This window comes from Veillonella sp. oral taxon 158 (assembly GCF_018376515.1).
Classification (GTDB): Bacteria; Bacillota; Negativicutes; order Veillonellales; family Veillonellaceae; genus Veillonella; species Veillonella rogosae.
This window is the reverse complement of record NZ_JAHABE010000003.1, coordinates 136,158-161,571: the sequence shown is the minus strand read 5'-3', so window position 1 is coordinate 161,571 and position 25,414 is coordinate 136,158. Positions and strand designations below refer to the sequence as shown.

At 37.9% G+C, this 25,414-nt stretch carries 25 protein-coding genes; all 25 read right to left on the bottom strand.

The window, feature by feature from the left end; all coding sequences use genetic code 11:
- Positions 1 to 114: 114 nt before the first annotated feature.
- Positions 115 to 1,431 carry a methylenetetrahydrofolate--tRNA-(uracil(54)-C(5))-methyltransferase (FADH(2)-oxidizing) TrmFO gene (trmFO, locus tag KH364_RS03145; protein WP_273298568.1) on the bottom strand — a complete coding sequence of 439 codons (1,317 nt, stop codon included), beginning with the start codon at positions 1,429 to 1,431 and terminating at the stop codon, positions 115 to 117.
- Positions 1,424 to 3,823 carry a type I DNA topoisomerase gene (topA, locus tag KH364_RS03140; protein WP_273298567.1) on the bottom strand — a complete coding sequence of 800 codons (2,400 nt, stop codon included), beginning with the start codon at positions 3,821 to 3,823 and terminating at the stop codon, positions 1,424 to 1,426. The genes trmFO and topA overlap by 8 nt, the downstream gene beginning before the upstream one ends.
- Entirely contained in the window at positions 3,813 to 5,039 is a 1,227-nt protein-coding gene (gene dprA, locus KH364_RS03135; protein ID WP_273298566.1) for a DNA-processing protein DprA, read from the bottom strand. The genes topA and dprA overlap by 11 nt, the downstream gene beginning before the upstream one ends.
- 8 nt (positions 5,040 to 5,047) lie before the next feature.
- Positions 5,048 to 6,628, bottom strand: a complete 1,581-nt coding sequence (locus KH364_RS03130) for a YifB family Mg chelatase-like AAA ATPase (RefSeq protein ID WP_273298565.1) — start codon at positions 6,626 to 6,628, stop codon at positions 5,048 to 5,050.
- Between the two features lie 11 nt (positions 6,629 to 6,639).
- Positions 6,640 to 7,038, bottom strand: coding sequence for a YraN family protein (locus KH364_RS03125; protein ID WP_009372034.1), 399 nt, complete (start codon positions 7,036 to 7,038; stop codon positions 6,640 to 6,642).
- Positions 7,039 to 7,315: 277 nt separating this feature from the next.
- Positions 7,316 to 8,113 (bottom strand): ribonuclease HII, encoded by a 798-nt coding sequence (locus KH364_RS03120; protein ID WP_273298564.1) that lies wholly within the window; start codon positions 8,111 to 8,113, stop codon positions 7,316 to 7,318.
- Positions 8,106 to 9,011: a ribosome biogenesis GTPase YlqF gene (gene ylqF, locus KH364_RS03115; protein WP_273298563.1), complete on the bottom strand. Its 906-nt coding sequence runs from the start codon at positions 9,009 to 9,011 to the stop codon at positions 8,106 to 8,108. The genes KH364_RS03120 and ylqF overlap by 8 nt, the downstream gene beginning before the upstream one ends.
- 67 nt (positions 9,012 to 9,078) lie before the next feature.
- Positions 9,079 to 9,420: a 50S ribosomal protein L19 gene (gene rplS, locus KH364_RS03110; protein WP_004695921.1), complete on the bottom strand. Its 342-nt coding sequence runs from the start codon at positions 9,418 to 9,420 to the stop codon at positions 9,079 to 9,081.
- Positions 9,421 to 9,551: 131 nt separating this feature from the next.
- On the bottom strand, positions 9,552 to 9,938 hold the full coding sequence (locus KH364_RS03105) for a MarR family winged helix-turn-helix transcriptional regulator (RefSeq protein ID WP_119208995.1): 387 nt from the start codon (positions 9,936 to 9,938) through the stop codon (positions 9,552 to 9,554).
- A gap of 170 nt (positions 9,939 to 10,108) precedes the next feature.
- On the bottom strand, positions 10,109 to 12,160 hold the full coding sequence (gene glyS, locus KH364_RS03100) for a glycine--tRNA ligase subunit beta (RefSeq protein WP_265139023.1): 2,052 nt from the start codon (positions 12,158 to 12,160) through the stop codon (positions 10,109 to 10,111).
- Position 12,161: 1 nt separating this feature from the next.
- The gene (gene glyQ, locus KH364_RS03095) at positions 12,162 to 13,037 is read right to left on the bottom strand and encodes a glycine--tRNA ligase subunit alpha (RefSeq protein ID WP_054747626.1); all 876 of its coding nucleotides are present in this window, start codon (positions 13,035 to 13,037) and stop codon (positions 12,162 to 12,164) included.
- 718 nt (positions 13,038 to 13,755) lie between these two features.
- Positions 13,756 to 14,103, bottom strand: a complete 348-nt coding sequence (locus KH364_RS03090; RefSeq protein WP_273298562.1) for a hypothetical protein — start codon at positions 14,101 to 14,103, stop codon at positions 13,756 to 13,758.
- 258 nt (positions 14,104 to 14,361) lie between these two features.
- Entirely contained in the window at positions 14,362 to 14,811 is a 450-nt protein-coding gene (locus KH364_RS03085) for a hypothetical protein (protein WP_273298561.1), read from the bottom strand.
- A 78-nt stretch (positions 14,812 to 14,889) separates the two neighbouring features.
- Positions 14,890 to 15,255: a hypothetical protein gene (locus KH364_RS03080; protein WP_273298560.1), complete on the bottom strand. Its 366-nt coding sequence runs from the start codon at positions 15,253 to 15,255 to the stop codon at positions 14,890 to 14,892.
- 994 nt (positions 15,256 to 16,249) lie between these two features.
- Positions 16,250 to 16,708 carry a hypothetical protein gene (locus KH364_RS03075; RefSeq protein WP_273298558.1) on the bottom strand — a complete coding sequence of 153 codons (459 nt, stop codon included), beginning with the start codon at positions 16,706 to 16,708 and terminating at the stop codon, positions 16,250 to 16,252.
- Between the two features lie 9 nt (positions 16,709 to 16,717).
- Complete coding sequence (locus KH364_RS03070) at positions 16,718 to 17,071, bottom strand: hypothetical protein (RefSeq protein WP_273298557.1); 354 nt, start codon at positions 17,069 to 17,071, stop codon at positions 16,718 to 16,720.
- A 133-nt stretch (positions 17,072 to 17,204) separates the two neighbouring features.
- A complete protein-coding gene (locus KH364_RS03065) occupies positions 17,205 to 18,524 on the bottom strand; it encodes an amidohydrolase (RefSeq protein WP_316056839.1) in 1,320 nt (439 codons plus the stop codon).
- 6 nt (positions 18,525 to 18,530) lie between these two features.
- On the bottom strand, positions 18,531 to 18,992 hold the full coding sequence (locus tag KH364_RS03060; RefSeq protein WP_273298553.1) for a hypothetical protein: 462 nt from the start codon (positions 18,990 to 18,992) through the stop codon (positions 18,531 to 18,533).
- Positions 18,985 to 19,788, bottom strand: a complete 804-nt coding sequence (locus tag KH364_RS03055) for a DUF3100 domain-containing protein (RefSeq protein WP_009351322.1) — start codon at positions 19,786 to 19,788, stop codon at positions 18,985 to 18,987. Before KH364_RS03055 ends, KH364_RS03060 begins: the two co-directional genes overlap by 8 nt.
- A 170-nt stretch (positions 19,789 to 19,958) precedes the next feature.
- Positions 19,959 to 20,663: a DNA repair protein RecO C-terminal domain-containing protein gene (locus KH364_RS03050; RefSeq protein ID WP_273298551.1), complete on the bottom strand. Its 705-nt coding sequence runs from the start codon at positions 20,661 to 20,663 to the stop codon at positions 19,959 to 19,961.
- On the bottom strand, positions 20,650 to 21,981 hold the full coding sequence (locus tag KH364_RS03045; RefSeq protein ID WP_273298549.1) for a hemolysin family protein: 1,332 nt from the start codon (positions 21,979 to 21,981) through the stop codon (positions 20,650 to 20,652). Before KH364_RS03045 ends, KH364_RS03050 begins: the two co-directional genes overlap by 14 nt.
- 53 nt (positions 21,982 to 22,034) lie before the next feature.
- Positions 22,035 to 22,934 (bottom strand): GTPase Era, encoded by a 900-nt coding sequence (era, locus tag KH364_RS03040; protein WP_273298547.1) that lies wholly within the window; start codon positions 22,932 to 22,934, stop codon positions 22,035 to 22,037.
- Complete coding sequence (gene ybeY, locus KH364_RS03035) at positions 22,927 to 23,403, bottom strand: rRNA maturation RNase YbeY (RefSeq protein ID WP_009351321.1); 477 nt, start codon at positions 23,401 to 23,403, stop codon at positions 22,927 to 22,929. The genes era and ybeY overlap by 8 nt, the downstream gene beginning before the upstream one ends.
- Positions 23,404 to 23,405: 2 nt before the next feature.
- Positions 23,406 to 24,419, bottom strand: a complete 1,014-nt coding sequence (locus tag KH364_RS03030) for a PhoH family protein (protein WP_273298545.1) — start codon at positions 24,417 to 24,419, stop codon at positions 23,406 to 23,408.
- Between the two features lie 8 nt (positions 24,420 to 24,427).
- Positions 24,428 to 25,393, bottom strand: a complete 966-nt coding sequence (locus KH364_RS03025) for a TIGR01212 family radical SAM protein (RefSeq protein ID WP_009351340.1) — start codon at positions 25,391 to 25,393, stop codon at positions 24,428 to 24,430.
- Positions 25,394 to 25,414: the final 21 nt, after the last annotated feature.

The following is a 25,414-nucleotide window of genomic DNA, read 5'->3' as shown; positions in this document are numbered from 1 at the left end:
ATTCCTAGGTATACCCTTTGAATGAAGGATTTTTTTATGTAAGTTATAATTTACGATTGACCTATCAAGTACGATTGACCGAACAAGTTAGACTAATACATAAAAAACTTTACCTTATAAATTTTCTTTACCTTTTAATGCATCGAGATCTTCTAATGCTCGATTAGCAATCAATGCATTTTTCTCTTTTTTCTTACGTATTTTTTGAGGCCATGGATCCATGATGCCAAAGTTGACATTCATTGGTTGGAAGTTAGACCCTTCATAGTTAGAAATATAGTGGCTGAGAGAGCCGATTGCCGTAGTTTTAGGGAAATCAATAAATGAGCGTTCCACTAAATAACGTTCTACTTGAAAACCTACCATGAGACCACTGGCAGCAGATTCTAAATACCCTTCTACGCCTGTCATTTGACCAGCGAAGAATAGGCGTGGTTCCTTTTTAAGTTGGAATGCATGATTCAATAACTCAGGAGAGTTAATATATGTATTGCGGTGCATGACGCCATAACGGATAAATTCAGCATTTTCAAGACCTGGAATCATAGCAAATACACGCTTTTGTTCGCCCCACTTTAAATGAGTTTGGAAGCCTACCAAGTTAAACATGGTGCCTTCTTTATTCTCCTTACGCAATTGTACTACTGCATAAGATTCCTCATTAGTCCGTTTATCTACTAAACCAACTGGTTTAAGTGGACCATAGCGCAATGTGTCTTCCCCACGACTGGCCATGATTTCTACTGGCATACAACCTTCAAAGTAGATTTCCTTTTCAAAATCCTTCGGTTGCACAGCTTCAGCTGTAGTGAGCTCATGCCAAAATGCTTTATATTCCTCTTCTGTCATAGGACAGTTAAGGTAATCTGCATCGCCCTTGTCGTAACGAGAAGCGGCAAATACTTTGTCGTAATTTAAAGATTCTGCCGTAACAATGGGCGCTGCTGCATCGTAGAAATAAAAACCTGTTTCACCTGTTAAGGCTTTAATCTTATCGCCTAATGCTTCAGACGTAAGTGGACCAGAAGCGAAGATAACAGTGCCTTCAGCAGGTATGTCAGTTACCTCTTCATTGTGAACCGTAATATTAGGATGTCCCTTTACCTTCTTCGTCACCATTTCACTAAACAAATGACGATCAACGGCCAAGGCACCACCGGCAGGTACAGCAGTTGCGTCAGCACATTCCATAATAAGGGAACCTAAACGACGCATTTCTTCTTTTAAAAGACCTACTGCATTTTCAATATTGCCAGCACGCAAGGAGTTACTACATACGAGCTCTGCAAATTGATCTGTTTGGTGCGCAGGAGAACTCTTCACAGGACGCATTTCATATAAGTCTACATGAATGCCACGATTAGCGAGTTGCCAAGCCGCCTCAGAACCTGCTAGGCCCGCACCAATAACAATAACATTTTTATTATTCAACTGTTGTTTCCTCTTTTTTAGCTTTGCTAGACTTTTTAGCTCCTTTAGATTCTTTAGAATCTTTAGACTCTTTTACAGTTTCTTCACTAGCTTCGCTTTTTTTCTTTCTTGTTTTCTTTGGTGGTCTAGTTGGACATGTTTCATTGGAACAGAACTTTTTAGTTGTACCATTTTTATATGTCTTTTCAACCATAATAGAACCACATGTTTCACAGAAATCATGGGTTGGTTTATCCCATAATGTAAAGTCACATTGTGGATATCGATTACAGCCGTAGAATAGACGACCACGACGAGACTTACGCTCTACGATTTCCCCTTCCTTACATTTAGGGCAAGTTACACCTGTACCTACTGTAATAGGTTTAGTATTTTTACATTCTGGGAAGTTAGAACATGCTAGGAACTTACCATAGCGACCAAATTTATATACCATTGGACTATTGCAAAGTTCACAAGTTTCATCACTTTCCATAGATGCAATTTCAATGCGATCTACATCGCTCGCATCTTCTAGTTCTTGCGCAAATACCTCGTAGAAGTCAGATAATACTTTTACATACGTATCCTTGCCAGATGCAATTGCATCAAGCTCTTCTTCAAGGTCTCGCGTAAAGCCAGTATTGATGATCTTTTCGAAGTACGCGATCAAGAAGTCTACCACCACAAAGCCTAGCTCGGTTGGAACGAATTGTTTATTTGTATTCTCTACATAGTTACGACTAACGATTGTATCTAAAATTGGTGCATACGTACTAGGACGACCAATACCGAGTTCTTCTAGTGTTTTGATAAGGCTCGCCTCAGAGTAACGAGGAGGTGGTTGCGTGAAATGTTGTTCAGGCAATACCTCTACCGTATGGGCTGCATCATTCTTTTTAAGGGCAGGCAATTGAGGAGCATCCTCTTTTTTCACATCTTCATAAACGGCGCTAAAGCCAGGGAAGATAACACGAGAGCCCGTTGCTTTAAATGTATAATCATTTTGAACTACCAACTCAATGGTTGTAGATTCATTTTGTTGTGGTGCCATTTGGCTCGCCATAAAACGATTCCAAATCAACGTATACAGCTTAAGTTCATCACGACTCAAGAATGGCTCAACCATCTTAGGCGTTAACTCGAGAGATGTGGGACGAATTGCTTCGTGCGCATCTTGAGCAGAACCCTTAGAACCGTACACATTTGGTTTAGACGGATAATAGTCTTCCCCATAATTGCGAAGGATAAAGTCCTTAGCCGTTTCTTGCATCTCTTTAGAGATACGCGTAGAGTCTGTACGCATATACGTAATCAAACCTACGTGACCATAGGAACCAATTTCAAGACCTTCGTAAAGATGTTGTGCAATCATCATGGTACGCTTCGCACCAAAGTTCAATTTACGCACACCATCTTGTTGCAACGTAGACGTTGTAAACGGAGGTGCTGCTTTACGAGAACGCTTGCGTTTCTCAATATTTCTCACTACTGCATCGGCTCCGCCAATAGCATCTACTACGGCTTGTGCTTCACTTTCAGTAGTAATATCGATTTTTTTACCTTTAATATGAGTCAATTCTGCTGTGAAAGCCTCTTTTTTAGGCGTTTCAAAATTGCCTTCAATAGTCCAGTACTCTTGTGGCACAAAAGCTTGAATTTCTCGCTCTCGTTCACAGATAAGTCGAACTGCAACGGATTGCACACGACCGGCACTAAGGCCTTTACAAACCTTTTTCCATAATAAAGGGCTCAATTTATAGCCTACGATACGGTCTAATACACGGCGTGCTTGTTGGGCATCAACCATATTCATATCGATAGTACGTGGAGACTCTAAGGCCTCTGCTACAGCATTTTTAGTAATCTCATTAAACGTAATACGACATGTAGATGTAGGATCTACATTTAAAATGTACGCTAAATGCCAAGAAATAGCTTCCCCTTCGCGGTCAGGGTCAGTTGCGAGCAATACGGCACTGCTTTCATCGGCGTAGGAAACGAGTTCATCAATAACCTTTTTACGAGTTACCAAATTGCTATAACGGGGCGTGAAATCATGTTCGATATCGATGCCCATTTGAGACTTTGGCAAATCTCGTAAGTGGCCCATACTCGCCTTTACAACATAGTTAGGACCTAAGAATTTTTCAATTGTTTTAGATTTAGCAGGAGACTCTACGATAACCAATACTTTGCCATCAGGATTATATACGCGTGGTTCCCGTTGCTCTGGTGGCACGGAGGTTTGTACTACAGATTTATCCCGTACAATTCCCATTGGAGTAAGGGCTTCTTTAGCAACCTTACGCTTTATCGTAGTACTCTCTTTTTTAGTACTTTTCTTTTTAGTATCTTTACTAGTACTAGCTGCTTTTGGCTCGCCAATAACGATTGATCGTTTAATGGACAAGTATATCACTCCTAGTCATATTAATATAGCCTCTCGGCGGATGATTCTCTATAGCCCCTTCCATTTCTAACTCTAGTAATAAGGGCTGCAGTTGTTGTAATGGAATAGAGGTCGCTTTCAAAATATCACTAACGGTGATACAACGATCATGAGGTATTTCGCTCAAGATTAGACTCCTATCCACATTAAAGCTTAACATAGAGAGCCCTTGTGTATCAACACCCTGACCATTATTCGCCATTTGATTACTATCTTTTACACCCATAGTGTCTCTTTTATTTAGTGGTAAAAGTTTTTCTTTAGTACTAAACATATCTCGCAAGGTTAAATGATATTCCTTGACGATGTCCTCATAACCAGTTAATACAAAGGCTCCATTACGCATGAGAAATTTATTGCCATCTGCCGTATGGTCTAATAAATTACAAGGCACTACAAATACATCTCGCCCTTCGCTAACAGCCATATCAGCTGTAATCAATGATCCACTACTTGCTTTTGCCTCTACTACGATTACACCTCTACTAAGGCCGCTAATGATACGATTTCGAGCGGGGAAATGTTTAGCAGATGGTGGCGTACCAGGTGGGTATTCAGATACAAGCAAACCATTGTTTTGTAAGATTCTGTCAAATAATTTTGTATTCTCTCGTGGATATACTATATCTAAGCCACAACCCATGACCACAATCCCATACCCCTGACTAGCTAATAGCCCTTCGTGACCATGTGCATCAATACCTCGTGCGCCGCCACTGACGATAATAGTGCTATATTTGCCGAGCTCTTTACCAAGCATTCTCGCCACATTCCGTCCGTATAATGAGCAGCGCCGTGCCCCTACAAGGGCAATCCGATTTAGCCGTTTATCTAAAAGGGCTCTATTACCTCGCATAAACAATATAGCCGGTGGATTATAAATATGGTTCAAAATAGATGGAAAATCTTTATCTAAAAAGGTAGTAACATCCATCTTATATTCGTCTATTTTATGAATGATATAATCTAACTTTTCATCCTTAGCCGATGATGCTATAGCACGTTTATCAGCAGTAGAAATATGTGTATAAGGCTTTAAATTTTCAATTTTCTTAACGGCTTGCCAAGCATCATAGGGCGATCCAAAATCCTCTATAAAACGCCGTACATGTGTGGCTCCCACATTATATAAACTTTGCAAGCCTGCAATATAAATAGTATCATCGTATCTAGTCATCTTTACACCTATTTACCTGTTCTAAACAACATAGCCTCGGAAATGTGATTAGGCTCCACTTGTGGATTTCCCTCAAGGTCCGCTATAGTACGAGCCACCTTTAATATGCGATCAAAGGCACGTCCACTTAAATGAAAGTGATCAAATATATTGCCTAATACACTCCATGCCTTATCCGTAATATGACATAGCTCACCTATGGCCTTATGAGGTACGGCTCCATTAGAATTAAATTCTAAGTTTTCATAACGTTTCTGTTGCAAAGCAGTTGCCAAAATAACTTGTTGCATCATGCTTTCACTTGTCATAGTAGACGTCGAATTATCTAATAATTGTTCTAGTGTAGGCCTTTCAACGGGAATATGTAAATCAATGCGGTCCATAATAGGCCCTGACAATCGTTGCTGATAGTTTTTAACCATCGTTTCAGAACATATGCATTCCCTATGTGGGTCATGATAATAACCACAGGGACAGGGATTTGCGGCCAAGATACAAATAAAATTGGCGGGATACATATAATTACCTTGAGACCTATTGATAGTAATTGTGCGAGATTCTAAGGGCTGCCTTAGCGCATCAATAACTTGGCGCTGAAACTCTGGTGCTTCATCCATAAATAAAACACCACCGTGAGCAAGTGTGACCTCTCCAGGGCGTCCTTGTATACCTCCGCCTACCATACTCGCTAAAGTCGCCGTATGATGTGGATGCCTAAAAGGCCTTGTTTTAACGAGTCCCTTATCACCAAGTAAACCGATCACATCTTGGATGCGACTTACCTCAACCATCTCATTCCAAGTCATAGGAGGCAATATGGTCGGTAAACGTTCAGCCATCATCGTTTTACCACCACCAGGCGGACCTATCATAATACAATGATGATGTCCTGCAGCGCTGATGAGCATGGCACGTTTACCAAGCTCTTGACCTTGTACATCACCAAAATCTACATCATACATAGTATTATGGTTTTTATTATCCATCGTATCTGTTAATATCTCATCTTGATGTTTCCCTATTTTTACGTTTTTGGAAGTTGAAATAGATTTAGATTTCACCTGGTCTTCTAAGACGGTAATAATATCTTGTAATGAAGACTCGCCATATACAGTAAGATTTGGAATAGCTTTTAGAGTATGTCCATTTTCTACGCCTGTATATATAGTGGAGTAATCAGCTTCTAACCCTGCCAACGACATCGCCAAGGTGCCAAAGGTCGGTAGCAATGAACCATCCAAGGCTAGCTCGCCCATAAATAAACATCTATTCAACAAAGCTGAAATATTAGCTTTACGCCCCTTGATCTGCCCCGATGCAATGAGAACCCCTAACGCAATCGCTAAATCGAGTCCTGCGCTACTTTTACGAATTGTAGCAGGTGCTAGATTGACTACGATACGCCTCATAGGGAAGTCATAGCCACTATTTTTAATAGCCGCCCTCACACGTTCCCGAGCTTCCTTTACGGACTGATTAGGCAGTCCTACGATATCAAATACAGGTAAACCTTGTGATATATCGACCTCTACCGTAATAATGCATCCATCTATGCCATGTAAGGTGGCTCCATATAGTTTTGCATACATAAGAAACCTCACTAAAAACACTGCGGCAAATAATGGATAGAACTTTGAAAGTCCTCGTGAAGATACACCTCTATTACATCAAAGGATATTTCTTTCCAGTGCCGTTTCTTTTGATGTAGATCATATAAAAATAACATGGCTGCCCGTTTAATATGCTTTTGTTTCTTTTTAGTAACTGCCTCACGTGCCAATCCATGTTGCATGCCACGGCGAGCTTTAATTTCAATAAAGTGATACACTAAATCACGTTTTGCAATGATATCGATTTCCCCTAATCGCGTTCGATAATTTGTATCTACTACGGTAAGACCTAACTTTTCAATATACTGGGTTGCAATGCGTTCCCCCCATTTACCAAGCTCTTTTGAGTCTAGTTCATTAAATGCTTTACCTGTACTAATAGTCTTCATATATACCTCCTATTTAGGTGTATTAGCTACAATAACCTTCTGAATTGTACTATTCAAAGTATCTCTAAACTTTCAACAGGTAATACTTACTTGTAGCGTAGAATATGAATGCTGTAAAAGTAAATACAAAAGAGGTTCCTAATAGTCACATAGGTGACCAATAGGAACCTCTTTACGGTTATGAACTATATGCAATTTATAATGATACAACTAATACAATTAATACAAATATAAAGCTTAACTTAATAGTCGAATCATAAAATAAATGTATTACGAATTACTCTGGCTTAACCCAACGAACGATAGATTTAATAGGTTCAAAGCTCTTGCGATGAAGTGGTGTTACCCCTTGTTGTTCTACCGCTTCTTTATGAAGCTCAGTATAGTATCCCTTGTGGATACCAAAACCATAACCAGGGTATTCCTCATCGAGCTGTTTCATATAACGATCTCGCGTAACCTTAGCAATAATAGATGCAGCTGCAATATTAGCACTTTTACTGTCACCTTTTACAATAGACTCCACAGGAATCGTTAAGTCAGGTAGTTTCATAGCATCCGCCACTACTGCTTCCGCTGGTACGCTAAGCGTGCGAATCGCCTCATACATAGCTTGACGCGTAGCTTCGTAGATGTTGAGTTCATCAATCTTATCTGGACCGTAGGAAATACAGCTCACGGCTACGGCCTCTTTCATGATGATATCGTAGAGGGCTTCACGCTTTTCTTCGGTCAGCTTTTTAGAGTCATTCAAACCTGGAATTAATGTCATAGGCGGCAATATAACGGCCGCTACCGTTACAGGTCCTGCAATAGGGCCACGACCTACCTCATCAACACCAGCTACGTGATACATACCTTGATCGTAGAACATGCCTTCATAGTCATACATGCTCATGAGGCGTTGCTGTTCTTTTAGCTCTTTTTCTTGGCGCTTAATGTAAGAAGCGGCCAATTTTTGTACAGAACTACGATCGTCCTCTCGGGCTAAAGGCAAAATCTCCAAGGCTTGTTCAGTTTCAAAAAGAGCTTTTATATCTGCTACTTTCAATTTACTAAATGTATCCTTATCCATTTTGTGTGTCCTCACCATTTTCAGGATAGTATGGTTCTTCATCAACTTTATCGAGAGTAATTGTACCTAGTTTAGTATTGCGATAGTCTTGCAAGATAATGCGGCGTGCTTTATCAAAATCTACTACACCACCGCTAACGAGACAGCCGCGACGACGACCGATGCTTTCAAGAATAGTATCTACATCTGTCATCTCTTCTTCTTTTAATTTATAACGTTCTACCAAAATATTTGGCGTATTCGTCAATAAATGATTTAATAACTGTTTCATTACATGCTCTAAGTCATACACATCATCAGAAACAGCACCCGTCATAGCAAGGCGAGCCGCCGCGCGTTGGTCCTCTAATTTAGGCCATAATACGCCTGGTGTATCGAGCAATTCAAGGTTTTTACCAATTTTAACCCATTGTTGACCACGGGTATGACCAGCTTTGTTAGCTGTACGTGTTGCTGCAGAGCCAGCTAAGGAGTTAATCAACGTAGATTTACCAACGTTAGGAATCCCTAAGATGATGGTACGTACAGAACGACTACGAATGCCTTTTGCGACCCAACGGTCGATGATAGACTTGCTCAAACGCTCTACAGTGGATATTAACTTCTTATTACCCTTGCCAGATTTAGAATCGATAGCTAGTACCGTGATGCCTTGTTTAGTAAAGAACTCAGTCCATTCCTTTGTAGCTTTAGGGTCTGCTAAATCTACTTTATTTAACAGTACGATATGAGGTTTCTGACCAACGAGTTCTGTGATTACAGGGTTAGCACTAGAACGAGGAATACGCGCATCTAGTAACTCAATAACTACGTCTACCTTTTTGATATACTCCGTAATCATACGTGTGGCTTTCGCCATATGCCCAGGGAACCAATGTACGATAGGTGAATCTGCCATAGTATTTCCTTTCATATCTAAATTTTAGCAAAAATAAAAGGCTGCCAACGGCAGCCTTTTATGAACATTAGCGTTTTTCGCGAATACGAGCAGCTTTACCAGTAAGGTTACGTAAGTAGTACAATTTAGCACGACGAACAACACCACGACGCATAACTTCGATTTTAGCTAAGCGTGGGCTGTGAAGTGGGAATGTACGTTCTACACCTACACCGGATGCAATACGACGAACTGTGAAAGTTTCACGTACGCCACCGTTTTGACGTTTAATTACCAAACCTTCGAATACTTGGATACGTTCACGAGTACCTTCCACTACTTTTACGTGTACGCGAACTGTGTCACCAGCACGGAAAGTAGGGATGTCTGTACGAAGTTGTTCTTGTTCAAGTACGTTAATAATGTTCATTGTTTCCTCCTGTTTGCAGACATTCAATACCTACACCTTATAGGCAGCGGACTGTCTCAAATTAACAGAAATATATTACCATAAATCACGTACCCTTAGCAAGTATTTTCTATATAATTTTGAGAATAAAATTATTTTCGTAAAATAGGCCGTTTTAGCTTGCCTAATAAACGATATAACTCCTCTTGTTCCTCTTCAGATAAGTCGGAGAACAAGACATTCAAAAATTGGTCATACGAATGTAATAGTGATTTGCCTAACCGTTTCCCCTCATCTGTTAAACCTACCACCGATATGCGTTTATCCATAAAGTCGATATGTTTTGTGACATACCCTAATTCAATGAGAATATCCGTCTGCTCAGATACCGTTGCAGGACGCATATTAAGAGCATCTACTAGCTGTTTCTGTGATGCTCCTTGTGACCGCATATATAATTCAATAATAATTCTATCACGAGACTTTTCTTTGCCGCTTGGCACCTTACATAAGGCTTTATATAATTCATCATGATTCATGATCGGTATTCTCCTCATACAACTTTGTATATTATAAGGTATTCGCCACAGCATCCAAAAATCCTGCATATAATCTGTATATTCTTCGTAAAAGCAAAAAAAGAGGCACCGTAAGGTACCTCTTCTCTTATATATCATGGTGAAAGTCGAATCGTTCTTTTACTAATATATTATTTTAATGCGCTAATATCGCCAATAATAGCCATTACACTGTACGCCAAACGAACAAGTTGCAAACGGTTAGCTTTAATAGCTTCATCTTTGTCCATAACCATTACATCTTCAAAGAATTGGTTAATTGTTGGCACAAGAGTTGCTGGAACTGCTACTACAGCTGCGTAGTCGCCAGCTTCCCATGCTGCAAGGCTAGCTTCGGATGCTTTAGAAGCAGCTTCGAACAATGCTTTTTCAGCATCTTCTTTCAATAAGTCGCTATTAACACCTGTATATTCTACATCTTTTACAAGATTGTACATACGAGTATAAGCTTGAACAAGCTCAACATTTTCATCGATGCGATTTGCTAACAATGCGTTTACAAGACCTTCTGCATCAGCAACTGACAATTCGTTGTTGGACAACAACAAGTCGATCACATGATGAGGCACTTCGCGATCAAGGAAGATGTTTTTCAAACGAAGTGTGAAGAACTCTTCAACTTGGTTAAGCAATTCCTCTTGTTTATCAGCAGCTACATTCAATAATTCCATAGATGCTTTGAAGATTGGACGCAAGCTGATATTCCATTCGCTACCAAGCAAGATGTTCAAAATACCAATTGTTTGACGGCGCAATGCATATGGATCTTGAGAACCTGTAGGGATTAAGCCACGGCTGAAAGTAGCAACGATGTTATCTACTTTATCGATGATAGACAATACTTTACCTGCTTCTGTTTGAGGCAATACATCGCCTGCAAAGCGTGGTAAATATTGTTCGAAAATAGCTTCTGCTACCTCAGGAGATTCACCATCAAGTAAAGCGTACTCTTTACCCATTACACCTTGTAATTCAGTGAACTCTGTAACCATACCTGTAGTAAGGTCAGTTTTAGCAAGCTCTGTAGCGCGTTCTAATACAACAGCTGCATCTTCGTGCAAGCCACATTCTTCGCCAAATACACGGCCCAATTTAAGCAAGCGTTCAGTTTTATCTGCTAAGTTACCAAGACCTTCTTGGAATACGATTTTAGTTAAACCATCTTGACGATCGATAAGAGGTTTCTTGCGGTCTTCATTGAAGAAGAATTTAGCATCATCTAGACGAGCGCGCAATACGCGTTCATTACCAGCTTGAACTACTTCGATGGAATGGTCAGAACCATTGCGCACTGTTAAGAACATTGGCAACAATTTACCATCTTGACCAACCAATGGGAAGTAGCGTTGATGGTCTTTCATCGGTGTAATGATAGCAGCATCAGGAAGTGCCAAGTAGGACTCTTCAAAGCCACCGCACAATGCTGTAGGCCATTCAACAAGATAATTGATTTCTTCTAACAAATCATCATCCCAAACGATGGATGCATTTTTAGAGGCTGCCATATCATGTAATTGTTTGGAGATCAACTCACGACGTGCGTCTTGATCAACCATAACAAAATTTTCTTTTAATGTGTCTACATAGGATGCTGCATTCTTAATAGTGATTTCATCAGCACCTAAGAAACGATGACCACGAGATACATTACCGGATTGAACAGTAGCAAACTCTACAGGAATAACTTCTTCATCAAGTAATGCTACAAGCCAACGTACTGGACGTACAAACTTAGCATCTAAATCGCCCCAATGCATGGATTTAGGGAAGTTAAGGCCTGTAATCAATTGTGGCAACATTTCACTTACGATATCTTTTGCAGGTACGCCTGCAGTTTTAGTTTCAGCGTAAATATAGCCGTCTTCTACAACGAGATCTGCTACATCTAGACCTTTACCACGCGCAAAGCCGATAGCCGCTTTTGTAGCATTACCGTCAGCATCATAAGCGATAGATGCGGATGGACCTTTATGACGTTCGCTGATCTCAGCAGATGTATCAGCAATACCTTTTACGATAAGAGCCAACCGACGTGGTGTACCATATGTTTCGATGCTTTCAAAAGGAAGATGGGCATCATTTAATTTTGTTTCAGCCAATTGTTTCAATTGACCTAAGATATTTGGCATAAAGCCGGCAGGAATTTCTTCTGCACCGATTTCAAATAATAAATCTTTTGCCATCTTATTTATCTCCTTTCAAAAGTGGGAATCCTAATTCTTCGCGTTTAGCAAGGTATTGTTGTGCACAAATACGAGCTAATGCACGTACACGGCCGATGAAAGCTGTACGTTCGCTGATAGAAATAGCGCCACGGGAATCAAGCAAGTTGAATGTGTGGGAACATTTCAATACATAGTCGTAAGCTGGTAATACATAACCCGCTTCGCAAACGCGTTTTGCTTCTGCTTCGTACATATCAAACAATTTGAAGAGCATATCTGTATCTGCTAATTCAAAGTTATATACGGATTGCTCAACTTCGTTGGCATGCCATACATCACCGTATGTAACGTTTTCATTCCATTTAAGATCATATACATTTTCTACGCCTTGAATGTACATAGCCAAACGTTCTAAACCGTATGTAATTTCAACGGACACGGGTTTACAGTCGATGGAACCAACTTGTTGGAAATATGTAAACTGAGTTACTTCCATACCGTCGAGCCATACTTCCCAACCAAGGCCCCAAGCGCCCAATGTTGGAGACTCCCAGTTATCCTCAACAAAGCGGATATCGTGATCTTCAGCGTGAATGCCCAATGCAGCCAAAGATTGTAAGTACAATTCTTGAATATTATCTGGAGATGGTTTCACGATAACTTGGAATTGATGATGTTGGAACAAACGGTTAGGGTTATCACCATAACGACCGTCTGCTGGACGACGAGAAGGTTCTACATAACATACAGCCCATGGTTCAGGACCAATAGCATGTAAGAATGTAGCAGGGTTCATTGTACCTGCACCCTTTTCGATGTCATATGGATTTTGAACGATACAACCTTGATCGCTCCAGAATTTTTGTAGATTTAAAATAATCTCTTGAAATGTCATTGCTGCCTCCACTTTACACAACCGACATAAAATCAACCATTTCGTTACAAACAAAAAAGTCCCTGTAACGAAAAACGTTACAGGGACGAGTATACCCGCGGTTCCACCCTATTTGGCTTGCGCCCTCTTTTTTCTATGTTGGCCTTTACTAACAAATACCTGCGTTCCTGCCAATGCTCTACAGCGCCTTCAACCAAATGTGAGCTTACACCATCCTCACTCGCTAGAGAGGTTTACTACTCTGCTTCATCGCATATATTATACACAATATTGTAGCAATACAGAGGGAAGAATGTCAAACTATTATTTTATACACGTAAAGCTAATTTTAATACGATAAAAAACATTGAGAAGCAAATAAAAGAAGTTATATAAAAATCATAATGGATTGGACTACCTGTTAAAATATCATCTACTATTCCATATAAGATATTAAGTATAGCTAATACTGCAAATCCATATACTATCAATCGTCACATTATATTTTCCTCTCAATAAGCTAGTAATAATATAAAAATTTAACTTTAAGTTAAAAAATAAATTTATACTCTAAGAACAAGTTTTAGTATACCAAAGAATATCAACCAACAAATAAAGAATGCTCCATAGAAATCATAATGAATTACAGCACCGGTCATATAATCATACGCCATACTATATATAAGTGAAATTAAATTGAATAATGCAAATGCATAAAAAAATAATTTTTTCATAATTTTCACCTCAATAGTTCCCAAAGTAGAAAAACTATTCCAATAATACTAAAAGAAACAACTATAATAATAGACAAAGAATTATTTATATCAAAATATATTTTAGATATCCCTTTCAATGTTCCTTTTTTATAACGATAATAAAATATATATTCACCAACCAAAATAAGAAGTAATGTGCATAATATATTGATTTTTTCAATACCATTAATATGCTCATACATAGAATAAAGATTTAATCCTCCCCATATATTACTAAATAAAAAAACAATAATAAATTTTTTGAGATTATTACGTTGATTTTTAATTAACATATAGTTAGATAGTAGTAAACCAATTAATAAAAGTTCCATGTCTTTTATTTCTTCCATTCATTTTTAATTTCTTAATTAGTAATATTAATAGTTGGTGAAATTGTCTGATTAACTATCAAACTATCAGGAATAGCAAACAAAACTCTTTGAGCCATGCTTAAATTATGAGGACTTGACATGCAAACTCTCAAATAGAGAGTTATTATCCAACAACTTAGAGCCAACTTGGCCAAAAGTGACTGCAATTCCACAGTATTCAAGACCTTTATAGTATGTCATAAAACTTACAGTTTTCATTTAAAAGGATTTATAAAGCCAATCATTTTTATCAAATCTCTTAGATTGCTTATTCGTTATTTCATCTATAATCAATCGTTCATCTTCAGAAAAGTCATCAATAGATGAATAAACACGTAGTCTATCACCGTACACGTTTTTTAAGCGATCAAGACTACTATCATCAATACTATAAGCACCATCTATATAGGTAAACCCTTTATAATTCGGTAAAATCTTAACACTTCCGTTAGGCAAAGTATTAAGAATTAAAATTCCATAATCTCCATATGTATAAATATAAGGATAATCGGCAGCAAAACCTGTTATATTACGATTTAATCCAAGTTTATGATTTTGATCAACAATAGAGTTTATAAACCACTGATACCTAAAAGAATAACTAATAATACCTAAAATTGATATTGTTACTATAAAAGTAAGTATATAAAATAAATATTTTTTGCTCATTTTATAATCTTTCTCTAACTGCTCTTCCACTAACCAAAAACGGAATATTATGAACCTCCTAAAACAATGAGACTAAGTCTAAATATATATCCCATAAATATATTCCATAAATATAAAAACTAATACACCTACTAATACAGATAAGACAAATAATGCTAAGAAAGTACGAGTCAGAATCCATCCTCTTTTTTCATACTCCGTTAGTGTTCCAGCTTTATTTTTACGCCATAAGATATAAGTACCTACCATACCTATTCCAAGCATAAATAGTGCATTAAAGTCCTCAATGAATTTAGGTAACCCAAAATACGATTCTATTAAAATACTGATTAAGAAATAGTTGCCAATTAGTGTTAAAATTGTAACCTTCCGTGTACCCCAAGATTTAATCATAAGATAATTAAAACCTAAAAGTAAAAATATATTTACTATTTGTTTTTCCATTCATCTTCTTCCTCCTTGATATACTTTTCTTTTTCCTTAATATATCTTTTTTATATTCATATTTGATTACTCAATTCGTTTATTATAAAAGTCATACCAATGTCCTCATAATACAATCAATCTTATTATATTTTTAATATGCAGGATCTATAAATACACTAATAAGCAATGTTTGATTAATAGGAAGTTAGATTGAGAATAAAATAGACATTAAAAATAACAATACAGTAAAGAAAGAAAATAAATAGTAAATCCATTTATTATCACTATTTTTAAAAATTAGTGAAAACAGGTATGTACTGAATGCTAACAATAAAAACTCAATTAAGTACTTAAATTCTTTATTTATAGTATCTAGAAACTTTAAATCCGTAAAAAATATAAATAAAAATATACCAAAACTAATCAGTCTATATTTTTCATTTATGTCCTGATTAGATCTTCGGATATGTTGAATTACACTATAGGCAAATGCTAAAAACAAGGATATAGTAGCAAAATAATATATTAATTTCATTGGTTCTATTACACCTAATTTTTACTTCTTCATCTGCTGGAATATTTTTACAAGGATTATATACTAAATTTATTATCTATATTAATAAAAAATAAGAAAGATGATTAATCCATAAATTAGAATTGGCAGACATCCTAACAAAAAAGCTTTAACTAAACGCTTTTTTTCTTTTTGATCATCCGAACTTCTATATTTATATACAATACTTCCCATTAGTAATACATAAAATATTAATCCGATTACTATCGAAATAAAATAATACGTATCAAAACTAATATATTTATAATCATAAAATTGTTTCAAAACCAAGACTGTTGTTATAAAAATTAATATAGAGACAAAACTTTTTACCTGATTATAATTACCCTCTTTATAAAAGAATCTAATACGATATAACAAATATATAATTCCTAAAATTGTTACTATCTCGTACATAATTTATTCTCCAAATTTATTTAAGAATATACTTACCATAAATTAGTATGATCTAGTAACCCAAGTGTCACGATCATATCTTGGCTTGGAGTCCTTTTTAGTTATCTCAGATATAATCTTTCTTTCATCTTCTGTAAATTGATCAATACTCTCTAAAATTATTAGCTTTTCACCATAAGCTCTTTGTAGAGATTCTAAATTTGCATCTTGAGGTGATACAAATGTAGTACTAAACCCATCATAGTTTGGAATAATACGTACTGTTCCATAGGGTAATACGTTAACAACAACTATACCGAAATCACCATTAGAATATATATAGGGAAAATCTGTAGCAAAACCTGTCATATTTTTGTTTAGCCCTATTTGTTTTTCTCCATCTACAAGAGATGTTATAAAGATCTTGTATGAATTAATTCTAAGACCAAGGAAAAGTAGAATAATTACAAATAACGATAAAACTACTGTACAAGTTATCTTCATAAGCTTTCTAATGGGCATAAAAACTCCTTAATTCTTCTGATGTAAAGCTAGTAAATCAACATTGTTATAAACTAATGTCAATAAATTATAGTTTTGATCTATTGAAAATGTTCCTTTAAGGCCACCTGCATCAATAAATGAGTAAGTACTATCATCAATTTTATAGAATTTACTTTCTAAGGGTACAAAATATTTGTTTAATGCTAATCCGACCTTTTCTGCCTCTTCTTCAGAACACCCTAAAACATCTTGTACACGTTTAAAGTATGGCTTGTGAACATTTTCTATTCTGTCTTCTATTATTTTATTTGTTTTTTTATATGTCTTAAATCTATAGATTAGATATAAGATAGCTAGTAGTAAAGCAAGATTCTCGTTCATAATCTCCTCGAAAATATACTAATATATACGTTAGTATATAAGGAATAGACTTAAACAAATCATTATAGTTATATAAATAAATTGTAAACCACCTACCAAAGATAATCAAATCATCTTCGATAGGTGGTTTATTTTATTCACCCTTAGCAATATTATCTAAGAGTTCAATATAGCTTTGTTTGTTTAATGCTGGTGTAAAGTTATCTAATACATCTTTAGCACCTACAGCATCATCGTATAATAAATCTACGATTGTCATAGCCAATGCTTGTGCTGTTTTTATGTATGCTACATCCGGTACAGAGATTTCGTATTCTGCGCTGTGCAGTACACCATTAATACAGCCAACCCAAGGATGGATAACAGGCATCAAGTGAGATACGTCACCCATATCTGTACTTGCCGTCATATGATCGCCTTGGAATACATTTTCTTCACCAAATAATGGATTAGAGTTTTGGCGTAACATTTCGTTCATACGAGCATCGTTTCTCATCGGTAAATAACCTGGCAAATCCTTAATAACGCAAGTGGCTCCTACTGCGTCGCCACCAGCCTTTAACGCACGGTTTACACGATGGTTGCCATTTACGATGGCCTCAATATTAGAGGCGCGAACGTAACTTTCAACTTGAACATAGTCAGGCACACAGTTAACCAATGTACCGCCTTGGTTGATGATTGGATGGAATCTGAAATAGTCGCTTTCTTTGAAAGTTTCACGAATGGAGTTCACACCCATAACGCCCATCAAGGCAGCATTAAGTGCATTAATCCCTTCGTGAGGCGCCGCTGCTGCATGTGCTACTTTACCATGGTATTCGATTAATTTAGCAACAAAACCATTAGATGTACTACCTAGGCCCATTTCACCAGCAGGTGTCTTGGCCGTTTCCACATGCATTTGCATAGCCATGTCGATATCGTCAAATGCACCTTCGTAAATAAGCTGTTGTTTACCGCCCATGTATTTAATCTTGCCTTGTTCACGCAATTTATTGCGGTAATCAACTTCGATCATTTCTTCGGCTGGAACAGCAAATAAAACTACATCGCCAGCAAGTTCATCCATAACAGATTGCAAGCCCATAGCTACGGCAAACATATTGGTAATTTGAATATTATGGCCACAGCAATGTGCTGCACCCGTTAAATCATCAGCACGAGGATGGCGCGGACAAAGAATGGCATCTAGTTCACCAATCATAGCAACTGTATATTTGCTATCACGGCCTTTCATACGCCCTTTTACGCCTGTAAGAGCGTGTTCAGTAGTATAGGGAATGCCGAGCTCATCAAACATATCCCGTACTTTCTTAGAGGTCTTTACCTCTTTATAACCGAGTTCAGGCTCAGCCATAATGGACTCAGCTATTTCACGTAAACGTGGTTGTGCCGCTACAATGGCTTCACAAACACGTTGTTTTACTTCTTCTTTTGTCATACGGCTAATCAGCTCCTAAATTAAACCTTCTAAGTGAAGTACGAATTGTGCTAATGCTGTTGCACAGATGAAAGTACCTGCTGTTACTGCTAATGCAACTGGAATAATACGCCAAGACAAGCGGCGGAAAGCACCGAGGTCTTTACCTAAGGATAGACCTGCATAAGCAAGTACAGGTGTTGTAGTAGCAAGGAATGTAACTTGGTTAGTTTTAGCAATAATCCATTCTTGACCAGGCATACCAGGTAAGGATGCAAGAACGCCAACTAGAGATACCCAGAATACCATAGGGAATTTATTCGCATATGGCAAGTAAGAAATCATAGCACCAATAGTAGCAAGACCAGCTAAGATAGCTACACCTACCAAGCTATCACCAAATAGGTGTTTACCGTCCATTACATTACCTACTGCAGTAATGATAGCAGCAATACAGATGACGATGACAAATTGTGTAATTTTTTCGCTTTTACTCATGACGTGCTGCCTCCTCTGCTAAATCTTGTTCACGTGTACGACCAGTAAAGAAGTTGTAAGATTTTTCCATTACTGGTAAGGAAATAAATAGACCGAAGTATACGCCTAGTACTGTAGTCAACAAGTTTGCTGCCCCAGCGAGTGCCATAATTTGTTGTTCAAACTCAGGGTATACTGCAACGATAGGCGCGGTAGCAGCGGCCATCATACTAGCACTACCTACGCCTGCGCCCATGGCAAGTGCTAAAGGATGGAACCAACCAGATTGAGCTAACATACCTGCTAATACAGAGGACCACATAGCACCGATAAGAACGCCACAGATGTACATGCCCATAACGCCACGGCCCTCTGGAGAGCTAAAGCCGAATTTATCGATGATGATCGCTACGTTTGGCTCACGGTCTACAGAGTAACAAGCACCTACTGCTTCACGGCGCATGCCAACTAACAAAGCTACAGGTAAACCGAAGATGATAGTACCGAAGAAGTGACCAAGTTCTTGTAATAATAATGCCCAACCAGCACTTGTTAGAATACCGAGATTTGGACCGATACCAAGACCTACTTTTACCATCAAGATCATAACGGCAATACCGATATAATCAGCAGATTTTTCCATTTGTTCAATCGTAAGAATTTTGAACTTAGGAATAGAAATTAATAAACCTAGAATCAATGTGTACAATAATGGTAATAGTACAACAGGACCTAGTTTCTTGATGCCCACATATTCAGCGGCTACGGTTAATACGAGCGCTAAAAAGTGGATTTTGAGATTACCCAAAAGCTGCATAATGACCTCCCATATAACATATAACATATAATATAAATATTATTTCATTATAAATAATATTTATTTATATAGTCAACTAGGAATGTACATTTGTCTATTACTATTATATTTTTTCATATGTGACTATAGATACAGAAAAAGCACCAAGATTATGCTTGGTGCCTTTATATTTAAATGATAGAGTTCAAAAACTTTACGCTTTGCAATGGTTTACCGATTTCTTGCTCACAGTATGCAAATAGTAATTTTTCTAGTTCCTTCCATATTGTTTTAGGAAGTTCTATAGGCGTATCTTCGCCCCACTGGTAAGCGAGAATGTGTGGTAATCCAGCTTTTACAGAAGGAGAAATACTAAGATTTGTCGTTTCTCGTACCTGCAACCAGAATGGATCAATGCCATCTTGATGAGTAAAAGCATTGGCACTTGGCACAATACCGGCAAGAGATAATAGTTGCCACCCAAGCATGATCGTTCCTAATTGTACATTGCGGCGACGAATTTGCTTGGAGTAATTTACAACGGTATCAAAGACCTTACTGTCTACATCATACATAGCAAATAGCTCTTGAATGAGCTCGCTCGCTACGGCAGCATAAGCGATGTTATCTAGATTTACGTCTAACGATTCTACCACATAGGAACCATCGATTTGCGTAACATTTACATATTCTCCATCAGGTACGACTGTAATATACATAGCGCTAAAAGGACGTAGATATGAACTGTTACGCATAGTCATCATTCGCTTATGTGGTATTGATGCTCTAATAATCCCCAAACTAGGGGTAATAAACGTAAACACTGAGTATAACTTATACTTTTTTCGACTGATTACGATGGCCGGTGTATTGAAGCCACCATTAAGCTTCTTCATTTTCTTCTTCCGTTGCTTCCTCTACTGGTATAGGTGTTACTTTGATGCGAGAAATACGATAGCCTTGCATTTGAGTTACTTCAAAGGTATAGCCATGAGCATCTACTGTATCACCAACGATTGGTGTACGTTCTAACAAACCAAAGACGTAGCCCCCAATTGTATCAGAGTCAGAATTATCAATTTCAATATTCATAATCTCTTCTACTTCATCTACGAGGACCTTGCCATCAAACTCAAAGGAACCATCTGCATAGGACATCGTAGCCGGTAAATGCGGCTCATGCTCGTCTTGAATATCACCAACTAATTCTTCAATAATATCTTCAAGACCTACGAGACCAACCATACCACCATATTCATCTACTACTACAGCTTGATAAATACGGCGTGTTCTCATGTACTGTAACAATGTGGACAACTTCATGACTTCAGGAACAGTCAAAATATCCCGTTTTACATTGCGTAAATCTTTACGTGCTTGGTTAGGACGTTCCATTAAGTCTTTAATATGAACGAGACCGATGATGTGATCCTTATCCTCTACGCAGAGTGGATAACGAGTATGGACTTTAGAGCGAATAACCTTCATCGCTTCATCATAACCATCTTCCACAAATACGCAATCCACGTCTTGGCGAGGTACCATAACCTCTTTTGCCATACGATCAACAAAGTTAAATACATTATCGATGAGTTCAGACTCTACTTGGTCTAACTGACCTTCTTCGTGACTTCGAGAAATCATCATTCGAATTTCTTCCTCAGAGTACACAAGGTCTAGCTCTGTTAAATATTTTGTTTTGTAAAAGCCTAAAATAACATTGGAGATTTTACTAGCAATCCAAATAAATGGATATACTAATTTACCTGCCGCTACTACGATGCGGCTATAGGTATTTACGTACTTTGTTGGGAACGAAAGGCCCAATGCTTTAGGTACGATTTCACCAAAGATTAAAACGATTAAGCTAATTAATAGCAATAATACGATATCTAGTACAAAGTGCATCCACTTACTATGTACATTAAGAACAGCGACTAACTGATCTACAATATTATCGAATACAAATGTACCAGTGCCTGCAAGGGCTAAGATAAAGAATAAAATCAAAAACTGCGTAGTATTTAAGAAATACTCAGGATTTTGATATAGCTTTAATAAAAACTCTCTATCCTTTTCTAAGAGGATATCCATATCCTCTACATGTTCTTTGCGAAGGCGGGCAAAGGAGAACTTTGCGACCACAAAAAAGTTAATTAAAACAATACATAAAAGACCAAACCCTATGGGTAACAGGCCATCTACACTATCCATTACTATTCCTTTCATCTAACTCTGGAAATACTTTATTTCTATATTATATCAAATTATTTTCGATACCCAAGTTCAGATAACATACCAGATTTATTGCGCCAATCCTTTTTAACTTTAACCCAAAGATCTAAGTATACCTTTGTGGCTAATAGCTTTTGAATATCTGCACGCGCCTCAGCACCGAGTTGTTTCAATAGAGCACCTTTTTTACCGATGATGATACCCTTTTGAGAGTCTCGTTCGCAATAAATGGTAGCGCGAATATAGGTCGTACCATCATCGCGAGTTTTCATTTCATCTACGTCTACCGCGATAGCATGAGGAATTTCATCACGAGTAGCTAACAAGATTTTTTCCCGTACGATATCGGAAATGATAAGGCGTTCTGGTTGGTCTGTAATCATGTCCTCTGGGAAATATTGTGGACCTTCAGGTAAAGTTTCTTCTAGTACCTTAAGAATCTCTGGTAAGTTTTCTTTATCTTTTGCAGAAATTGGAATAACACCAGCAAATGGATAAGCATTTTGATAAGATACGATAGCTTCTAAAAGCTCTTCTTTTTTAAGAGTATCGATCTTGTTAACTACCAAGAATACAGGAACTTTTACGCGTTGTAATTGTTCAATAATAAAGTTATCCCCAGGACCGCGTTTTTCATTGCCTGCTACTACAAATAAAACGGCTTCTGTTTCTTTTAAAGACTCGATAGCTGCATCTACCATGAATTCACCTAATTTATGTTTTGGTTTATGCACACCTGGTGTATCCATAAATACGATTTGTTTTGCTTCGTCTGTATATACGCAGATGATACGGTTACGAGTTGTTTGAGCCTTATCGGATACGATAGCTATTTTATCACCAATAATAGCATTAATTAAGGTAGATTTACCAACATTTGGTCGACCTACAACGGCTACAAAGCCAGATTTGAAATGTTCGTTGTTATTCATTATAAGGTGCATCCTCCCGCACATAACCAAGATTGCCAAGGATAAATTCTTCCTCTGTACGCATCTCTTTTTTATCTTCGTCGTTCATATGGTCATAGCCTAAAATATGCAAACAACTATGAGTCGTTAAGTACGCCAATTCGCGTTCAAAACTATGTCCATATTCAATAGCCTGCTCACGAGTGCGCTCTAAGGAAATAATCATATCACCTAGTAAATGATGTTCCTCTTCACTGCCTTCGTAATCGTCCCCTTCATTAAGGGCAAAGGACAATACATCAGTAGGTCTATCGATACCGCGATATTCTTTATTAAGCTCGTGAATCTTTGCATTATCACACAGCAAAATACTCATTTCATCTTCTTCAAGACCGTATACGCGACTCACTTCGTCACAAACCTTACGGATAATGGCCTCTATATTAGAATCCTCTTGAATTCCTTCATCATAGCTAATATGTATGTACATACTTACCCTTTCGCTACATTCTCTGCAGATGCATCAGTCGTCGTTGTATTATCACCTGCTAATTTACGCTCATGGTACGCATCGTAAGCTTTTACAATGCGGCCTACTAAATCATGACGCACAACGTCTTGATCGCTAAAGTAAACCATATTAATGCCCGATACATGTCGCAATACCTTTTCAGCCTCACCAAGACCTGATACGACACGTGGCGGCAAGTCAATTTGCGTTTTATCGCCGTTTACGACCATTTTAGAATTGTTGCCTAAACGAGTTAAGAACATCTTCATCTGTTCAGCCGTCGTATTTTGCGCTTCGTCAAGAATAACAAAGGCATTTTCTAAGGTACGACCACGCATGTACGCTAGTGGTGCTACCTCAATGGTACCGCGCTCCATAAAGCGTTGTACTTGCTCGATGCCAAACATTTCATGTAATGCATCATAAAGAGGTCTTAAATATGGATCCACTTTATCTTGTAATTCACCAGGTAAGAAACCTAAGCGCTCCCCAGCCTCTACAGCAGGACGAGTTAAAATGATTTTATCTACATTACGGTTCTTCAAGTAGAAAGCTGCCAAAGCTACTGCTAAAAAGGTTTTACCTGTACCTGCAGGGCCAATACCAAAGGTTATGGTATTTTTACGAATGCTATCTACATAGTACTTCTGACCTTCCGTTTTAGGCGTAATATTTTTACCCCGCATATTAACGGATAGCGTATCTTCAAACATATTATGTACCGCATCGGCTTTACCGTTCGCTACAAGTTTAGCGGCAATGCGTACTTGAGACTCTGTAATAGTACTGCCTTCACGGTAGAGGAACACTAATTCTTCAAGAGTGCGATAGAGGGCATTGACTTGGTCCTCATCCCCCTTGATAACTACCGTATCTCCACGAGCTACTACATCAGCAGAGATAACCTCAAGCATCATATGTAAATAACGATTATGTTGACCTAGTATGGATTGTGCTAGGTCATATGTAGGAAATGTAAATACTTGTTCGCTCATACAACCTCCTAGTCTATAAACTTACGAACTGCTTTACCATTGAGGTAATCACAAAGATCACCTTGATGTGCATCCAGTTCGTCTAACTTATCATCAATTAAATCTTGTACGCGCCACCAACCCATAGACCAATTTGTAAAGAGCGTATTATCTTCAGGTGCTCGTCCAACAAGACGCTGCAATACAATGTCAGGGTGTAAATGACGGACAAAGTTGACTACGCGGTCAGCATATTCTTCTGCACTGATTAAGGTGAACTGACCTTCTTGGTACCACTTGGCCATCAATGTATTTTTAACGATATATAAGGCATGTAATTTAACTTGATCCACACCGAGGGCTGATAAGATACGGGCCCCTTCGATTGTATCTTTCATAGTATCCCATGGAAGATTAACAATCATATGTGTGGTAACGTTAAATCCGTAGCGCTTAATGCGCAGTACGGCATCAATAAACTGGGCTAAATCATGGCCTCGATTAATTTTCTCTAACGTATCATAATTAACAGTTTGTAGGCCTAATTCGATATAGATATCCTTTTGAAAACGATCTCTGATATCTGCCAATATGTCTAGGTATTCATCGGCAATACAATCTGGTCTCGTTGCAATGGCGATACCTACGGCCTCGTCGATACAACCTTGCTCCATATAGCTTTTAAAATCATCAAGACTCAAGTATGTATTACTGAAGTTTTGATAATAAGGTATGAATTTTTTCGCCTTGTATTTAGGGCCTATGTGAGCAATGTTTTCCTCGAGTTGCATACGCACTGTCATCCACGCAGGACGATTTTCATAACCGGCACCAATTTCACCACAAAAGGTGCAGCCCCCTACGCCGGCTGAGCCATCTCGATTAGGACAAGTTAGCGGCAACGCCACAGGCAGTTTATAAACCTTTTCCCCATAGGTTTCTTTATAATATTTAGATACCATGCGGTATCGTTTTGGTCTCGTTGTATCGGTCATAACACTCCTATTTAACTAACC

Bases quoted from the DNA above. Each gene is read 5' to 3' on its own strand.
- KH364_RS03075 (WP_273298558.1), bottom strand. From the start codon at position 16,708: ATGCCCATTAGAAAGCTTATGAAGATAACTTGTACAGTAGTTTTATCG.
- glyQ (WP_054747626.1), bottom strand. From the start codon at position 13,037: ATGACATTTCAAGAGATTATTTTAAATCTACAAAAATTCTGGAGCGAT.
- KH364_RS03055 (WP_009351322.1), bottom strand. From the start codon at position 19,788: ATGCAGCTTTTGGGTAATCTCAAAATCCACTTTTTAGCGCTCGTATTA.
- dprA (WP_273298566.1), bottom strand. From the start codon at position 5,039: ATGACTAGATACGATGATACTATTTATATTGCAGGCTTGCAAAGTTTA.
- KH364_RS03105 (WP_119208995.1), bottom strand. From the start codon at position 9,938: ATGAATCATGATGAATTATATAAAGCCTTATGTAAGGTGCCAAGCGGC.
- KH364_RS03045 (WP_273298549.1), bottom strand. From the start codon at position 21,981: ATGGATAGTGTAGATGGCCTGTTACCCATAGGGTTTGGTCTTTTATGT.
- glyS (WP_265139023.1), bottom strand. From the start codon at position 12,160: ATGGCAAAAGATTTATTATTTGAAATCGGTGCAGAAGAAATTCCTGCC.
- KH364_RS03120 (WP_273298564.1), bottom strand. From the start codon at position 8,113: ATGGATAAGGATACATTTAGTAAATTGAAAGTAGCAGATATAAAAGCT.
- KH364_RS03085 (WP_273298561.1), bottom strand. From the start codon at position 14,811: ATGAGCAAAAAATATTTATTTTATATACTTACTTTTATAGTAACAATA.
- era (WP_273298547.1), bottom strand. From the start codon at position 22,934: ATGAATAACAACGAACATTTCAAATCTGGCTTTGTAGCCGTTGTAGGT.
- KH364_RS03080 (WP_273298560.1), bottom strand. From the start codon at position 15,255: ATGGAAAAACAAATAGTAAATATATTTTTACTTTTAGGTTTTAATTAT.
- KH364_RS03070 (WP_273298557.1), bottom strand. From the start codon at position 17,071: ATGAACGAGAATCTTGCTTTACTACTAGCTATCTTATATCTAATCTAT.
- ylqF (WP_273298563.1), bottom strand. From the start codon at position 9,011: ATGGCAGATTCACCTATCGTACATTGGTTCCCTGGGCATATGGCGAAA.
- KH364_RS03090 (WP_273298562.1), bottom strand. From the start codon at position 14,103: ATGGAACTTTTATTAATTGGTTTACTACTATCTAACTATATGTTAATT.
- KH364_RS03050 (WP_273298551.1), bottom strand. From the start codon at position 20,663: ATGAAGAAGCTTAATGGTGGCTTCAATACACCGGCCATCGTAATCAGT.
- ybeY (WP_009351321.1), bottom strand. From the start codon at position 23,403: ATGTACATACATATTAGCTATGATGAAGGAATTCAAGAGGATTCTAAT.
- KH364_RS03130 (WP_273298565.1), bottom strand. From the start codon at position 6,628: ATGTATGCAAAACTATATGGAGCCACCTTACATGGCATAGATGGATGC.
- KH364_RS03025 (WP_009351340.1), bottom strand. From the start codon at position 25,393: ATGACCGATACAACGAGACCAAAACGATACCGCATGGTATCTAAATAT.
- KH364_RS03125 (WP_009372034.1), bottom strand. From the start codon at position 7,038: ATGAAGACTATTAGTACAGGTAAAGCATTTAATGAACTAGACTCAAAA.
- KH364_RS03030 (WP_273298545.1), bottom strand. From the start codon at position 24,419: ATGAGCGAACAAGTATTTACATTTCCTACATATGACCTAGCACAATCC.
- rplS (WP_004695921.1), bottom strand. From the start codon at position 9,420: ATGAACATTATTAACGTACTTGAACAAGAACAACTTCGTACAGACATC.
- KH364_RS03060 (WP_273298553.1), bottom strand. From the start codon at position 18,992: ATGAGTAAAAGCGAAAAAATTACACAATTTGTCATCGTCATCTGTATT.